11 protein-coding genes are annotated in these 15658 nt (G+C 50.9%); 8 read left to right on the top strand and 3 right to left on the bottom strand.

The window, feature by feature from the left end:
- Positions 1–160 precede the first annotated feature (160 nt).
- Entirely contained in the window at positions 161–1717 is a 1557-nt protein-coding gene (locus tag DHf2319_RS00245; RefSeq protein ID WP_243478815.1) for an O-linked N-acetylglucosamine transferase, SPINDLY family protein, read from the top strand.
- Here the strand turns inward: DHf2319_RS00245 and DHf2319_RS00240 are convergent, their stop codons facing one another.
- The 3 genes from DHf2319_RS00240 to DHf2319_RS00230 all read right to left on the bottom strand — a co-directional run bounded on the left by DHf2319_RS00240 (position 1718) and on the right by DHf2319_RS00230 (position 5347).
- Complete coding sequence (locus DHf2319_RS00240) at positions 1718–2332, bottom strand: RloB family protein (protein ID WP_243478814.1); 615 nt, start codon at positions 2330–2332, stop codon at positions 1718–1720.
- A 22-nt stretch (positions 2333–2354) separates the two neighbouring features.
- On the bottom strand, positions 2355–3644 hold the full coding sequence (locus DHf2319_RS00235) for an AAA family ATPase (RefSeq protein WP_243478813.1): 1290 nt from the start codon (positions 3642–3644) through the stop codon (positions 2355–2357).
- Between the two features lie 158 nt (positions 3645–3802).
- The gene (locus tag DHf2319_RS00230) at positions 3803–5347 is read right to left on the bottom strand and encodes a methyltransferase regulatory domain-containing protein (protein WP_243478812.1); all 1545 of its coding nucleotides are present in this window, start codon (positions 5345–5347) and stop codon (positions 3803–3805) included.
- 195 nt (positions 5348–5542) lie between these two features.
- On the opposite strand from DHf2319_RS00230, the gene DHf2319_RS00225 reads away from it, so the two are divergent.
- The 7 genes from DHf2319_RS00225 (at position 5543) to DHf2319_RS00190 (ending at position 15615) form a co-directional block, all read left to right on the top strand.
- Complete coding sequence (locus tag DHf2319_RS00225; protein ID WP_243478811.1) at positions 5543–7759, top strand: DUF4214 domain-containing protein; 2217 nt, start codon at positions 5543–5545, stop codon at positions 7757–7759.
- Between the two features lie 78 nt (positions 7760–7837).
- Positions 7838–9820 (top strand): DUF4214 domain-containing protein, encoded by a 1983-nt coding sequence (locus DHf2319_RS00220; RefSeq protein ID WP_243478810.1) that lies wholly within the window; start codon positions 7838–7840, stop codon positions 9818–9820.
- Between the two features lie 287 nt (positions 9821–10107).
- Positions 10108–11121 (top strand): DUF4214 domain-containing protein, encoded by a 1014-nt coding sequence (locus DHf2319_RS13090; RefSeq protein ID WP_305802165.1) that lies wholly within the window; start codon positions 10108–10110, stop codon positions 11119–11121.
- A 123-nt stretch (positions 11122–11244) separates the two neighbouring features.
- On the top strand, positions 11245–12300 hold the full coding sequence (locus DHf2319_RS00205) for a DUF4214 domain-containing protein (RefSeq protein ID WP_243478809.1): 1056 nt from the start codon (positions 11245–11247) through the stop codon (positions 12298–12300).
- A 27-nt stretch (positions 12301–12327) separates the two neighbouring features.
- Positions 12328–13395 (top strand): DUF4214 domain-containing protein, encoded by a 1068-nt coding sequence (locus DHf2319_RS00200; protein ID WP_243478808.1) that lies wholly within the window; start codon positions 12328–12330, stop codon positions 13393–13395.
- Positions 13396–13425: 30 nt separating this feature from the next.
- Positions 13426–14499 (top strand): DUF4214 domain-containing protein, encoded by a 1074-nt coding sequence (locus DHf2319_RS00195; protein ID WP_243478807.1) that lies wholly within the window; start codon positions 13426–13428, stop codon positions 14497–14499.
- Positions 14500–14577: 78 nt separating this feature from the next.
- On the top strand, positions 14578–15615 hold the full coding sequence (locus tag DHf2319_RS00190) for a DUF4214 domain-containing protein (RefSeq protein WP_243478806.1): 1038 nt from the start codon (positions 14578–14580) through the stop codon (positions 15613–15615).
- Positions 15616–15658 lie beyond the last annotated feature (43 nt).

The following is a 15658-nucleotide window of genomic DNA, read 5'->3' as shown; positions in this document are numbered from 1 at the left end:
TGCCTTTGGAAGTTTTGATGCTAAAAAACAAACCATACTGCGCTAACCTTGCAAAACCTTGCAATTGCCTACAGTTTTCACACTCACAAAAAGTTAGTTAACGCTAATATCGCTTAGGTAAGGTCACTGTCGCGTCTAGTCTTGTGGAATACCATCGTTGATGTCTGATCCTACCCACACCTTGTTTCTCGCTGCGCAGCATGCACGCCAAGGGCAATCTGCCGAGATGCTATCGATGTTGGCGCAGGCGACCCAGACCAACTCTTCTCCAGATATCTTGTTGCAAGCGGCAGGTCTGTGTATTGAATACGGGTTTGTAACGCATGCGCGGCACTACTACGAAGCGGTCTTGCAGTCAGAGCCCGAGAGCCTGGCAGCTTGGGCGGGGTTGGCCCGAGTGGCCACTGATGTGGGTGAGCATGGGCAGGCGAGCAAGATTTATCAACGCTTGGTCGCGCAATGGCCTGATAGCGAAGTATTACGACGCAACGCGTTGGTGGCAGAGCAGTACAACCCTGACGCTTCTGATTACGATCGCTACCAGCAAGCGATGGCCTGGGGTCAGTGGGCGATCGCGCGTGCTGGTGGTCACCAGCCACGGCCACCGGTTCAACCCTTGATTGACCGCGTGCCACGAGTCGGCGTGGTGTCAGCTGATCTATGCCAACACACGGTTGGGTTGTTCGTCAAAGACATCCTGCGTGAATTGGGTAAGACTTGGCCAGTGGTTGCCTATCACGCCCGAGCCCATGAGGACTGGGTCAGCAAGCTGATCAAAACAACCTGTCAGTGGCGCAATGTATCCGCTATGGATGATGCGGTGCTTGCCAAGCAGATTCAGGACGATGAGATTGATATTCTGATTGATCTGTCTGGTCACACGGCAGGATCACGCTTAACGGCCTTTGCACTTAGGCCGGCACCGGTGATGGTGAGCTGGTTGGGGTATTTTGCGACGACGGGGTTGGAATATATTGACGCCGTGTTGCTCGACCAATGGCACGTCACATCAGGCACCAAACAGCACTTTGTTGAGCCGATCGAGTTACTGCCATCAGGACGTTTTTATTATGGCAGCGTACCTTGGGCACCCAAAGAGGTCAGTGATCTGCCGTTTACGCAAAATGGTTACATCACGTTTGGATGCTTTAACAACAGCGCTAAATTGAATCCGGAAGTATTTGAAGTTTGGTCAAAGGTATTAGCCATGGTGCCAGACGCCCGCTTGGTACTGAAATGGCGCACGTTCAATGATGAGGCATTGCGTGAATCAATTAGAGCGGCATTTACGACCAGAGGTATAGATCCGTCTCGCCTTGAACTACGTGGTGCAGGGTTTCATGTTGATGTCTTGAAGGAATATGGCGATATTGATATCGCACTTGATCCCTTTCCCTTTACGGGTGGGCTGACCAGTTGTGAGGCGCTCTGGATGGGTGTGCCCGTAGTGACCTGGCCGCAGACTTCGGTCGTTAGTCGTCAGACGCGGGCATTCCTGACAACGATGGGTTTGGAGTCACTGGCTGCTTCGGATGCGGATGATTATGTACGAATCGCGACTGAACTGGCTAGCGATACCGAGGCCTTGAAATCGATGAGAGCAGGACTGCGGGCACGCATGCAAGGTTCAAGTCTGATGGATCTACCCCGGGCAGTGCAAGGCCTACAAGAGACTTTGCTGGCGGTCTACGCTCGCGTGCTGGAAACCCCTGGGTGATTATGCGGCTTGCTCAACATGGGTATTCAGGATGTTCTCTACAAGGCGATAAACCGTTGTCTGTCCGAATGATCTGGGCCAGTCTTCGCATGTTTGATGATCGCGTATTTTGGCCCGCTTAATCGCTGCGTTGATTTGTGGACGGCCAGTTTTTCTTGTGTCTAGCCCTTTATCGTAATCTGGCAGCCAGCGTTTGAGTCGTTCCGTGCAATCGCGGGACGAAGCGACCCCGATTCCTTCTTCAAAGTGCAACAATAACCAGTATTCAAATTTTGGATTGCTTAATGCAAATCCATAATTCCTCTGTTTCAGCGACCATTGGTGTAACTTACCTAGCTGGTCTTCGGTCCACTGATCTTTGTCTACAACCAGCCATGCTTGGTCTGAGGGCCGGAGGTTCTCGCGTTGTAGGTGATCAGTCATTCTTTTTAAGACTTTGAGGGGCGCACTGCCTACATTTCCTTTCAAGCAATTAATGCGCACGATAAGTGCATCATCATTGAACATGCGGAAATAGATCGGTTCCGTTTTGGTGCCTTCTGTGGCGATGACAAATAATTTTTTGTAACGTCGCACACCAAGTGGGCGCTGGAATTTTCTGCGTGATGTCGTCAAGCGGTAAACCTCTTGCAGGCGTTTACTTTGTGTTTTTTAGAAGATGCTCACCGAGCAGCAACTGTGGAATACCACCTAGCCTGCCTTGCAGGTAGCTTTTGCGAATATCTTTGTCGTAGCGCACATCTTTATACTCAGCAAATGACATTAATATTGATGCGCCATCTGACTTGCGTTCGGCAATCCACATTTCATCGCGACGAAGCAAATCTTGATCCATTAGAAGTACATCATGGGTGGTGAGCAACAGTTGTGACCTTGAACCGGCACTGCAACTTGCCAAATACGCTTGCAGCAGCCGGCGAGTTAGCAGCGTATGCAAACTGCGATCGAGCTCATCAATCACGAACACCTTCTTTGACCCGGGCGTTGCGAGCTCAAGAAATGCGGGCAGCAAATCGATGACTCGTTGCGAGCCATCGGACTCTTGCCTGATCTCAAATTTAGCAAGGGCTCCATTGGCTTTAGGGTGGAAGGTGACTAGTTTTTGGGCGGTGAGTTCACCGCTCTTGCGGGTAAAGACGAATCGATCATTTTTGTCGGACATCAGCCGAATCGTCATGCCTTCTTTGATTTCTTCTTGCAACATAACTTTCATTGCCTCTGGCAGAGCAATATTCTCAAAGGGTATTTGTTCACCACCCAGATGAGTGATTCCAGTGTCCAGTTGTGGCAGCAGTTCATTCATTGTGCTGTAAAGCGGGTGACTGTCGTCTAGGAATTGCTCGAACGGCTCAAACCGTGAGTCTGGTGCCACTAGGTCCAGTGTGTCCTTAAACCAGTCGTAGACACCCCGGAAGTTGTTAACTTTCTGTGAGACTGAATTGGTCAGGAACAGCTGATTGCTGCGAGTGCCTTTAAAGGCAAATTGCAGAAATTGGTCTTTTTTTAATGATGCGTCGAAACGGATGGCTTCACCTAGTCGTTCGTATAGCACTCGTTCGCTGGTACTTGTGATCATCACCAGCTTTTCTTCGAGGATTACTTTGCGGTTGGCCGTAAAGGACAGCTCATAAATGATGTCATCGATGAGAAGCTCCAAGGCAAAGTGAGATGGACGGTCGGTGCTGACCTCATCCAACCGAAAGCCGTCAACTGCCAAGTAACTGTCGGGTTGGGTTCCCTTGACCACAAGTGTTTTGACGAAATTAAGTGCTTTGAAGAAATTGGTCTTGCCCGATGCGTTGCCACCATAAATGGCAGCCAACGGCAGCACACGGGTGTTGTATTTGGCCAGTTTGGGCAATCGGTCGCCATGCTGACGTTCGCGACTGGCCACCATGGAAAACGTGACCCGGTCCCGAAACGACATCCAATTCTCGACGGTAAAGCTGATGATCATCGCTTTTAAACGGAAAAATTATCTTTGAGGCGCCAATTATCGCATGAAAACAAATATCCACCCCATTTAGAGAGAAAAAATCTCTTTAAATGGGGTGGATATGGATGGCTAGGTTGCTGGCGAGGGTGTTAGATGACCTTGGCTGACTTCAGGATAGGTAACTGTTTGGTTGCGAAGGTTTGCGCCTGTTCGGTCAGTTCTTTCAGGTTGTCTTCTTTGGTTTCCAAGGTCTTACCCTCTTTTAGTAAACGTTGCCCTTGGATCTCGAGCCAGTGCCAGGCATCCTCGGCCCACTGTTTGGGCTCTTTCTTGCCCGAAGCGAGTGAAAGAAGAAACAGTTGCCCAAAGCGGCTCACTGGCAGGCCACCGCCCGTGACCGGGCTGGCCAGAACGGTGATGTCCTGGCTGCTGCGGGCTAGTTGCATCAGGTGCTTGTTTAGTGCTTGTGTCTGTTTACTGGCTTTCGTGGCGGTCGCATCATCTTGAGCCGAGTAAACATGACCCAGACCGGCTAACACCAAAATGGCTTGCAACAGCTGTCCTAGATTGACATTGGCGTTTTGTTTGGCCAGTGCTTGCTCGAGTTCACCGATGGATTTGACCTGATGGTCAGCCAAAAGATCAAGAATCGGGTTGTAGATCGATTCGGTGAGCGTCGCCTCGCCCAGTGAGCCTGTGGCTTTCAGTGCAATATCAGCGCGTGGGGTGGTCAGTAGTACTTTTTCTTGGCGCAATGCTTCCAAGCGCTCGAGAGCCGATAGTGAGCGTTTGCCTTTGACCCAGTAATCTTTACGGAACTGCTGGTTGATCATGAAATCACGCACACTTTCCTTGAACATGGGATCGCTGATACTGGCGAGCAGTTCTTGTTGCTCTTTTGAGAGGTTTAGCGCATCAACGTAGTCCAGATAGTTCGCTGATCCTGCGAATTGAACCTTGGCGGGCTCAAGCCATTGCATCAGCGTGTCGAAGTGCATGGGGTGCCAGTCACGGTTGAAGTATTCATGTGCCAGATAGTGACGGTTTTGTTCTTTGAGTTTCTTGATCCGCTCACCAACTTGCGGGTTGGCTCTGGCAAACAATGGGTTGGTCGCAAGTAACTTTTCTGCGAAATCAATCGCACCGTCAATACGCGACACAATGCCGGCGCCACTAGAACCGACGACGCTGGCGTGATGGGTCATCAAGTGACGCATCGGGGCAAAGGCCGCCCAGCCAGGTAGTGTGTTGTAGGAGATATAGAGCACACCACCGACCTTGAGCCGTTTTTGTACAAAATCGACGATTACTGCGCGGTTGTCATCTGATATCCAGCTCCAGATGCCGTGCAAGCCAATGAAATCAAACATGGGCAGATCGTCGCGGTTACAAAATTCTTCAAATGCTTCATCCGACAGCTGTGCGGCGGCACCGGAGTGTTGTGCCAACGACTGGGCAAATCCCGCCTGACTAGGATTAAAGTCGGTTGCCCACCATGAAGAAGCGGTCGCTGCCGCGTGCATGTTCACGCTGACACCTTGGCCAAATCCCAGTTCGCAAGACGCGCCGTTGGCCGCTGGTGGCGCAATGCCGGATTGAATCAAGGCCAGGCGGGCGCGCAAAGGGTTCAGTTCAGTGTAGTAGCCATAGGTGTAGCCAATGTCAGCTACATAGCCAGCGGTCCAGTCGGTCATAAAGTTTGCCTTGGTTATAGGGATCAATGCCTTGATTCTAACCGTCTGTGTCAACAATCAGATGGCCTATTTTGTGATGAAGGCGCTTGCCCGATGCTACCAATGGGTATAGCCTGAAACCAGTGTTCAGTCGTCAGTGCGTTGTGTATGCGACAGATGCAGCGCTGCTTCGGTCTAGTCAGGAGGTAAAGCACCATGGCAACCACGACATTTAACTTGAATCTAGATCCGGCCATCTCGGTATCGGATTACAGCAATATTTATTTCGCGGCTTTTGACCAGAGCGGTAACCCGGTGCCCGTTAATGGGCAGACCGGTACCAGCAGCAACGTCATTTCCTTGTTGGAGAACGGCGCGTTTCCAAGCGTTGTCCAAGCGACGGTTAATCAAGGATCAAATGAGCCTGGCGTGTATCCGTCAAACTACTTTGTGGTGATGCAGTCGGTTGACTCGACTGCGGGCGATCTGAGCAGCATCCTGTCAGACAAGACCAATATCACGACTGCCAATGCCCTGGCATCTGGATACAGCTTCACGTTGGTTGAGGCGGTCTTGACACCGTCAGTGTTTGACCAGATCGATATATCGGCTCTGAACAACTACGGACCCAATGTGGCGGTGCATGTCAACGGCCAGCCAGCCGGCACGATTAGTTCGTCTGGGTTCAAGGTCAGCCTGCAAACCATGATCGACGCGATGCCGGCTGCAGCCGTGCAAGGTGCGGGCACGAATGTCCCGATGATTTTGGGGCCTAACGCTAATGCAGATCTTTGGCCAACCGATGTGTGGCAACCGTACCTGAATGATCTGGTTTCTAACCCGCGTGTCGCGGCAGGCGTGAAGTCGCAGTATTTCTTTAATGCCAGTACGTTGAACTTGTATCAATTGAGTGTTCAAGGCAAAGATGAGAATGCCGATTTTGTATTAAAGCCATTGTTTCCTGGGTTGCCAGGATCGAATACGGAGACAGTGACTGTTTCGTATGCTGATCTACAAAATGCGATTTATGCGCCGACGTTTGCCAATGACGCAAATGGGTTTGTGAAGTCGTATTTGGTGTCTGGCTTTGATGCCGGACTGTGGGGCGCTAGTGCCACATATACCAACCCGCACACCACGGATACGGCAATCAATGGTGGGCCTGGTGTAGCGAAGATTTCTCTGTCCAATAGTTGGAATTGGTCACAGCTTTATAACTATGAGGCGGCGGCAGCAAAGGCACAGGGTGTCACAACCATCAGTGTTGATAATGTATTGCCTAATGCGACCCATGATCAGTATGCCGGTGCGATTGCGGGATTCGGTAATCCCTATGGCTACACGTTCTCTGATTTGTTGGCTGTAGGCGGTGTGACGCCTGCGCCTAATCTCTGGACGGGTACACAGGATGCAGCTAGTGTAGACATCAATGTGTTTGCCAATGGCTCCACGCCAAGTGCGACGTCCAACCCACCATCGGGTTTTAACGAAAGCCCGACGGGCTATCTTGCACCGACCACTACGCCACCCAACAGTTGGTACTACCAACCTGCTGATGATTTTGCAGGCGCGGGTGTCGGGAACTTGCTGCAAATTGATACGCGCTTGGGCGGGAAGTATCACCCCGATGCGAACTATCCGATGACATTTCGTGTGTATGCACCGTCTAGTGAGAAAGCGGGTGCAGATGGGTTTGTGACGTATGACCTAGCCACATCGGATGCCAAATCCGATCCATGGTCATCCTGGGTCATGAACAGTGATTTCACGATTACCAATGCGGGTACCTCTGGTCTGGATGGGTTCTTGTTCATTGACAATGTGCCGGTAGCCGATGGAGATATTGGTTGGTACCAATTAGTGATTGGGGAGTTAGGCTCGTCATTGCAGACGGTCTACGATATTTATTCAACCAACGACAATGGCAGCATCACGAGCTTTGTGACGAATCCGGGTGTCACGGTTGTGTCGATTGAACCGGGCGGTGACAAACTCGCCTTGGCACCCGGACTGGTATCGACCTACAACCCCCTGTCTTATTTCGATATGAACGACCTGAAAGCAGGTGTGATGTATCAGATGGTGCTAAACCGTCCAACGCCAGACAAAGAGGGCTTGAACCATTGGTCAGACTTTTTAGCAAAAGGCGGGTCGGAACTTGCGATGGCCAACCACATGGTCGATGTGCTCAGTCAAGAGCAACCTAATTTGTCGGATGCAGCCTTTGTCGATCAGCTCTACACGCAGGGCTTGGGTCGTGATCCCGAAGGCGAGGGTCGCAACTGGTGGGTTGAACAACTACAAAGCGGTGCGGCGCGCGCTCAGGTAGCAGTGGATTTTGCGGGTGAGCCCGAGATGTGGGGCAATGACACGGTCAAGGGTGTGTTCTCTGCTGCGGGTGGTATCTCCACGGTGGTGGATTGGGCGTTTTAAGGTGGATCTCGCCTGGCTAGAATGTGATAGTTCAGATTGCAAGTTTCAGTATCTATCCTTTTTTAGCTAGGCGCTGCCATGATAACCGACACAAACTTATCTTTTAATGTCAATGTGATTCGCGGTGCGACCCCTGATTTGTCTGGTGCATCTGTGGACGCGCAGAACATTCTGGAGGGCTTACCGTTCCAGCCGGGGGGCACTGCGTTTGTGACCGGATCAGACGGTCGTGATTACGCTTATGTCTTTCCCACCCTTTTTTATCGGGATCCGCAGCTGCCGGGGCTTGAGTATGTACGCTCAAGCGATAGTGGATTTGAGTTGTCTCGGATATTGAATGACGTGACCATGGGGAGCGCCAGAGATTTTGCGGTAATCAGTGATGGCAGCGCTGGTACCGCTAGTTTTGTGGTGGTGGATCATGGTGCGGAATATGCTGACGGTGGTTATCAGGCATGGCCGTTTGGGCATGTCTGGGTCGCAACAGACCGAGGCGATGGCTTTGTATTCGAGCAAGTATCAAATACCCGTGCGTTTAATCATGCTGTTGATACGGGGGACTTGAATGGTGATGGTCGTGTTGATGTAGTCAGCAGTCACATGGGCGTAAAGGAAGGTGGAGTTTATGTCGACTTACACGCTTACCTGCAACAAGCCGATGGCAGTTTTGTGCAAGATCGAGGGTTTGCTTCTGTGATTTCTCAATCATGGGGCTCTGGTGCTGTGGCGCTAGCCGACATCAAAGGCGCCGGTGCAGATCAGGTTATTCAGGTGAACTACCTGCATCACGAGGGCAATCCTGACTGGGGTGCCATTCGGGTGCTAGAGCGTTCAGGCTCGGGTGACTATCGGGTGGCGTCCGTGATGCCGCGCGATGGCTTATTTAACAGTATGGGCGCCACTCGTGTCGTGCCAGTTGACTATGATCTGGATGGTGACCTCGATTTGGTGCTGTCGTTCGAGGGACAGTATGGCAATTTGCAGGGACGCTATACGGGGAACGGACTAGAAATTTATGAGAACGATGGTCTCGGTGGCCTTGAGCGAGTGACGAGCGAGCTGATGGCTCGCAACGCTTGGTCGTTTTCTGAGCTGCAGTTTCGCGAGTTCGAGATCGTTGACTTTGACGGTGATGGCTATCAAGACATCATTCTCAATGGTTGGAATGGAACAGCCAATCGTTCGGGTGCAGATTGGAACTTGGCCCCTCAGATGTTTCGCAATGTCGATGGCCAGCAATTTGTGCAGTTGAGTGCTGCGGGCGCAAGAGGCTTAACGCTGCCTGGCTTGCTCACAACGACTGAGTACATCCGAGTCATTGATACGTTTGACAGCGGACCCGAATTATTTGTGATGCAACAGGATGGCACGCCAGTCACCGCTGTCATCAATGCACTGTATCGTGATGCCAGCGAAAGATTGAATGCTGCTGGCGTTGGCACTGACATCAAGGGTTATGCGGGTGATGACTTATTTGATGTTACGGGCACAAATCTGTCACTGGATGGTGGCGTAGGTCTAGATACAGCTGCCTACAGGGTCAGTTTCGCAATGGTTACCATTGATCGTCGAGGCGACGATGAATGGATAGTGACTAGCGCCGGCTCAGATAGCGACACACTCAAGAGTATCGAGCGGTTGAGTTTTACGGACGTGAACGTAGCGCTAGATATCAGTGGGATCTCTGGTCAAGCCTATCGCATCTATCAAGCCGCATTTGACCGTGCACCCGATACCAGCGGTCTGGGTTATTGGATTGCTCAGATGGATCAGGGGGCGTCGCTGTCTTCGGTTGCCATGGGGTTCGTCCAGAGCCTTGAGTTCGAAACTCGTTATGGTGCATCAAGCAGTGACGAGCAGTTCGTAGATTTACTGTACGCCAATGTGCTCGATCGCCAACCGGATCAGTCTGGTTACGACTACTGGATTGATGTCATGAGCAAGGGACTAAGTCGAGCTGACGTGTTAGCGTACTTCAGTGAGTCAGCTGAAAACATTGCAAACGTGCAGGATGCAATTGCAGGTGGCATTGTGTATCTACCCTATGGGGAGTCGGGGTAATAGGCAATCGTTCGCTGCCAGAAGTACCGCCTAAATGCATATTCGTGATGGCTTGGCGATCTTGCCACTTGATTGTTAGACGGCACAAACTCCTGACTCCGATCGTAAGTAGGTGTATCCAAATCATGTGAATTTTTCCCTTGGCGCGCTGGTAAGTGGCGATACCGGATGATTGCCTATGCCTAGTTGTGGTCGAATAAGGAATTGGAGGCAGTTACAGATTTGGAACCAAAACCTCCATAACGGCTCTATTAAGTGCGTAAATCAACAATTAGATGGACTTTTCAATGGCACAACTCACCTACTTTCAAGCAGTCGACATGAGCACAGTTCCCACCTGGACCGGAGAATTTGTAGTGGCCCAAAGCCGTTACTTCGGATTGCAAGGCACAGGTAATGCCGGCGTGTATCTCGGTAACTTCACCTATAGCGATGATGGGATCGTCAGTGGAGTGGTGGATGGCTACGATTTATTTAAGGGTTCATCACTCGAAGTACAGGTGCGCGGTGTGAGCTTCGATGGAGCCGCGGTTCAACAAGCCCTAGTCCAAGGCAATCATGCCTTACTGCAAAGCGCAGCTTTGCAAGGTAATGATCTGGTGCGCGGGTCATCGGCCGCCGATCGTCTAATTGGTGAGGGCGGCAATGATCTCATCTACGGCCTGTCGGGTAACGACGCCTTGCTTGGTGGGGATGGTAGCGACACGCTAGTTGGCGGTCCCGGCAATGACACCATTTCGGGTGGGGCCGGCCTGGATTACGCGGTGTATGCCGCTAGCGCAGGTCAGTACAGTGCACAGATTAACGATGATGGATTGTTGCAAGTAACTGATTCGATTGCGGTTTCTCGGGATGGCGTCGATGTGCTCGAAAGCATCGAACGGCTCCGATTCCATGACGCGGATTTAGCGCTCGACACCGATGGAGTTGCAGGGCAGGCCTACCGCATATACAAAGCCGCCTTTAATCGTCAGCCTGACGCCGAGGGATTGGGCTTCTGGATTGCAAACATGGACGCTGGTGTCACCCTGACCGAAGCGGCACAGGGCTTTTTGGTTAGCACTGAGTTTCAGCAGTTGTACGGGAGCAATCCGACAAATGAGCAGTTCATTGATCTGCTCTATGAGAATGTCCTGCAGCGCGAGGCGGATCAGTCGGGATATGACTTCTGGATCAATGCCATGAACGGTGGCGTCAGTCGTGCCCAGGTGCTAGCAGAGTTTAGCGAGTCCCCAGAAAACCAGGTAAACGTCGAGCCTTTGATTGCTAACGGAATTTTCTACACACCGTTCTTTGGATAGGTTATTCTTGCCAACTATGAAATAGTTACCAATCAGTCGAAATATGACCGTGCGGTCATTGCAGATGCGATTGTGATTGGTTTGGATAGCCAAATAACCCTATCGTTGCTCACCTAGACAAATATGGATCAATACGATTACGTTTGGAAATCATACGGTACTTCGTCTGCCTGGAATCTGGCACCGGATACCGCTGATCTCTCGTTTACTGTCAGATCATACGATCAACAAACCATCGTATCCGAAGTGATCTTTCAGGGCACTAGTTTTGTATTTGAAGTTCGCGGTAATTTTCAATTCCAAGGCGTCCCAACGCCTGCACTGGACACTTTCAATGGTACCGCTGATTCACTCACTGTTTATCGAGAAGATCAACTGCATTTTGAAGAGCGTCTGCCCGCCGGTACAGACGTGATTCCTTTTATCAAAGGGGATTACGCCTTCCAATTGTCGCTATTAGGCGGAAACGACTTCTTTGCAGGGTCTGAGTTTCGTCATCCTGATGATAGTGACGGCGTTCGAGCCGGCGATGGTAACGATACTTTTATCGGTTACGGTTCAACAGAGTATGACGATGAGTTCTACGGTGAGGCGGGTATAGATACCTCCATCTATCGGGGAAAGTTTTCTGAATACACCATCGAATGGTCAGACAATATATGGGATGGACGTTTGCGTGATGGTACGACGACTTCCGGATACATCGTCACTGACACCGTGACGGCTCGTGATGATACAGATCGCTTGGTGGGTGTAGAACGCCTGCAGTTCTCGGACGTCACGCTGGCCTTAGACATTGATGGCATCGCAGCCGAAGCTTATCGGATTTACAAAGCAGCGTTTGATCGCCAACCAGACTTAACTGGCTTGGGTTTCTGGATCAAGAACATGGATGCAGGGATGGGCTTGGAAGCTGTTGCCCAGGAGTTCATCACTAGTGCCGAATTCATCCGGATGTATGGGGCCAATCCCACCGACGAGCAGTTTGTTGATTTGCTCTATGCCAATGTGCTTGACCGTCAGGCCGATCAGTCTGGGTATGACTTCTGGATTGGGGCTTTGGACCGTGGTTTGACGCGTGCAGGTTTGCTGGCTGAGTTCAGTGAGTCAAAGGAGAACGTGGCCAATGTGGCTCCGTTGATTGAAGACGGGATTCAGTACACGGCCTACATGAGTTAAAAAATATTTAAACCCTACAGGGGCTTGATGATGGAGCAGTACGATTACGTTTGGAAGATCTATGGCGCGGACTCTATCTGGAATACTTTCCCTTTCGACGACGGGATCGATGAGGCGTTCACACTGATATCTTACGATCGAACTCAAATCGTTTTGGATGTCTCGGATTCTAGCGATACCGCGCGTGTTGTTCTCGGGGGTGACTTTACTTATTCGGGCCCTTTGACTGCTGATAACTTGGGTGACGTGGGTGGAAGCCCTCGCACATTAAAAATCTACGAAGACCAGATCTTGACCCAAGAAGAGCAATACCCTGATGGTATTTCCATGTCGATGTTATTCAAAGGCGGGTATGCCCTCGAAATGGCTCTCATCACCGGGAATGACTATTTTGCGGGATCACCGTTGCCGCATGCTAACTCGAATGATGGCATTCGTGGGGGTGATGGCAACGATACCTTTATCGGCTATGGTGCGGCCCCGGGCTGGGATCAGTTCTACGGTGAGGCGGGGATTGACACAGCAATCTTCCGGGGCAAGATAAGCGAATACTTGATTGAAGAGTCAAGCAGTATTTGGGATAGCCGTTTACGTGATGGCACCAACGCTACAGGTTATGTCGTGACTGACAGGTTAAACGCACGTGATGATGCAACCGCTTTGGTCGAAGTCGAACGCCTGCAGTTCTCAGACGTCACACTTGCCTTGGACATCGATGGCATTGCAGCCGAAGCCTATCGGATCTACAAGGCAGCCTTTGATCGTCAACCAGATCTGACTGGCTTGGGTTTCTGGATCAAGAACATGGATGCTGGGATGGGCTTGGAAGCTGTTGCCCAGGAGTTCATCAACAGTGCCGAATTCATCCGGATGTATGGGGCCAACCCCACCGACGAGCAGTTTGTTGATTTGCTCTATGCCAACGTGCTTGACCGTCAGGCCGATAAGTCTGGGTATGACTTCTGGATTGGTGCGTTGGATCGTGGTTTAACGCGTGCAGGCTTGCTGGCTGAGTTCAGTGAGTCCAGGGAGAACGTGGCCAACGTCGCGCCGCTAATTGAAGACGGGATTCAGTACGTGGCGTTTGTGGGTTAGTGGTATTAAAAACACAAAGGCGGATTGATAATGGCGGCTTACAACTTTGTATGGAAGGCATTTGGTACAGATAATGTCTGGAACTTGCCGTCTGCCGAAGACAGTGATTCTCTAACGCTAACAGTGGGTCAGGCAGATAAGAACTTGATCACGTTAACGGCGCAGAGCCAAGGAAATCGCCTTTATGGGGAAATTCGGGGTCATTTTGAGTTCACCGCACCACTGACAATTGACAGCTTTTCAGATGTAACCGGAACCATTGACTCGCTCTACGTTTGGCTCAACGACTTACCTCAGAGTGAAAGAATATTTCCCGCTGGAACCTCTGTGCAAGCTTGGAATCTCGGAAATGGTGGCTACGCATTTGATACGTCCTTGCTCAACGGTAATGACTATTTCGCCGGTTCACCGATGCGTCATGACAATTATGACAACGACGGTATCCGCGGTGGCGATGGTAATGACACTTTTATTGGATATGGGTCGACTCAGTACGACGATGAGTTTTACGGGGAGGCTGGAATTGATACGGCTATCTACAGAGGTAAGTTCTCTGAATACACCATTGTCTGGTCAGAAAGTATTTGGGATGGGCGCCTGCAAGACGGTACAACAACGTCTGGATACATCGTCACTGATTCTGTGACGGCTCGTGACGACACCGACCGCCTGGTGGGCGTCGAACGCCTGCAGTTCTCAGACGTCACACTTGCCTTAGACATTGATGGCATCGCAGCCGAAGCTTATCGGATTTACAAAGCAGCGTTTGATCGCCAACCAGACTTAACTGGCTTGGGTTTCTGGATCAAGAACATGGATGCAGGGATGGGCTTGGAAGCTGTTGCCCAGGAGTTCATCACTAGTGCCGAATTCATCCGGATGTATGGGGCCAATCCCACCGACGAGCAGTTTGTTGATTTGCTCTATGCCAATGTGCTTGACCGTCAGGCCGATCAGTCTGGGTATGACTTCTGGATTGGGGCTTTGGACCGTGGTTTGACGCGTGCAGGCTTGTTGGCTGAGTTCAGTGAGTCGAGGGAGAACGTAGCCAATGTGGCGCCCTTGATTGAGGACGGGATTCAGTACACGGTTTTTGTGGGTTAGTTGACTGATTAATCAAAATGAAGTGACACAAAGTGAAGTGATATTTTCTGAGGAATAAAAGTGGCGAACTACAACTACGTGAATAAAGCTTACGCAACTAATAGTGTTTGGAATTTAAGACCCGATGACGATGAGGACGCTCCTGTAGAGCCGGTGTCGGCAACCAATAATCGTCTCGAATTCCAAATCCCATATGGTGGGGTTATCTTCAAGATAGTCGCCACTGGTGCGTTTGAATGGTCAGCGCCTATCACGGCAACCACACAGATTTATGGCACTGTTTCCGAATGGAAGGCTTATCTGAACGAGACGCTATTTGCGGAAGAAATCTTTCCTGCGGGCACTTCAGCTAATGCCTGGCAAAACGGATCGTACGCGTTCCAAATGTCTCTGCTCAGCGGCAACGACTACTTTGCGGGCTCACCGTTACGTCATGATGATTCGGGCGATGGTGTGCGCGGTGGTGATGGTAATGATGTCTTTATGGGCTATGGCTCGGTGGGCGAGAGTGACTACTTTTTTGGGGAAGGCGGTATTGATACGTCTGTGTACCAGGGAAAGTTAAGTGAGTATGTCATTGTTAGTTCGGATGATATTTGGGATGGTCGTGCAAACGATGGTACTCGCGCTTCAGGCTATAGGGTTACTGACTTGGTGAGCTCGCGTGACGATACAGATGAGTTGGTCGGTGTCGAACGCCTGCAGTTCTCAGACGTCACACTTGCCTTGGACATCGATGGCATTGCAGCCGAAGCCTATCGGATTTACAAGGCAGCGTTTGATCGTCAACCAGACTTGACTGGCTTGGGTTTCTGGATCAAGAACATGGATGCTGGGATGGGCTTGGAAGCTGTTGCCCAGGAGTTCATCAACAGTGCCGAATTCATCCGGATGTATGGGGCCAACCCCACCGACGAGCAGTTTGTTGATTTGCTCTATGCCAACGTGCTTGACCGTCAGGCCGATCAATCGGGGTATGACTTCTGGATCGGGGCCTTGGATCGTGGTTTAACGCGTGCGGGTTTGCTGGCTGAATTCAGTGAGTCCAGAGAGAACGTGGCCAATGTGGCGCCCTTGATTGAAGACGGGATTCAGTACGTGGCGTTTATCGGCTGAACTCTGAGTGCTCTACACTGAGGTATGTAAACAGCTTACGGGC

This window comes from Orrella daihaiensis, assembly GCF_022811525.1.
Lineage (GTDB): Bacteria > Pseudomonadota > Gammaproteobacteria > Burkholderiales > Burkholderiaceae_B > Algicoccus > Algicoccus daihaiensis.
The sequence above is the reverse complement of the archived record's forward strand: the minus strand, read 5'-3'. Positions and strand labels throughout refer to the sequence as shown.

What these genes read in the sequence shown, in the direction of transcription:
- DHf2319_RS00225 (WP_243478811.1), top strand. Translation starts at nt 5,543, where the DNA reads ATGGCAACCACGACATTTAACTTGAATCTAGATCCGGCCATCTCGGTA.
- DHf2319_RS00230 (WP_243478812.1), bottom strand. Translation starts at nt 5,347, where the DNA reads ATGACCGACTGGACCGCTGGCTATGTAGCTGACATTGGCTACACCTAT.
- DHf2319_RS00220 (WP_243478810.1), top strand. Translation starts at nt 7,838, where the DNA reads ATGATAACCGACACAAACTTATCTTTTAATGTCAATGTGATTCGCGGT.
- DHf2319_RS00235 (WP_243478813.1), bottom strand. Translation starts at nt 3,644, where the DNA reads ATGTCGTTTCGGGACCGGGTCACGTTTTCCATGGTGGCCAGTCGCGAA.
- DHf2319_RS00205 (WP_243478809.1), top strand. Translation starts at nt 11,245, where the DNA reads ATGGATCAATACGATTACGTTTGGAAATCATACGGTACTTCGTCTGCC.
- DHf2319_RS13090 (WP_305802165.1), top strand. Translation starts at nt 10,108, where the DNA reads ATGGCACAACTCACCTACTTTCAAGCAGTCGACATGAGCACAGTTCCC.
- DHf2319_RS00245 (WP_243478815.1), top strand. Translation starts at nt 161, where the DNA reads ATGTCTGATCCTACCCACACCTTGTTTCTCGCTGCGCAGCATGCACGC.
- DHf2319_RS00195 (WP_243478807.1), top strand. Translation starts at nt 13,426, where the DNA reads ATGGCGGCTTACAACTTTGTATGGAAGGCATTTGGTACAGATAATGTC.
- DHf2319_RS00200 (WP_243478808.1), top strand. Translation starts at nt 12,328, where the DNA reads ATGATGGAGCAGTACGATTACGTTTGGAAGATCTATGGCGCGGACTCT.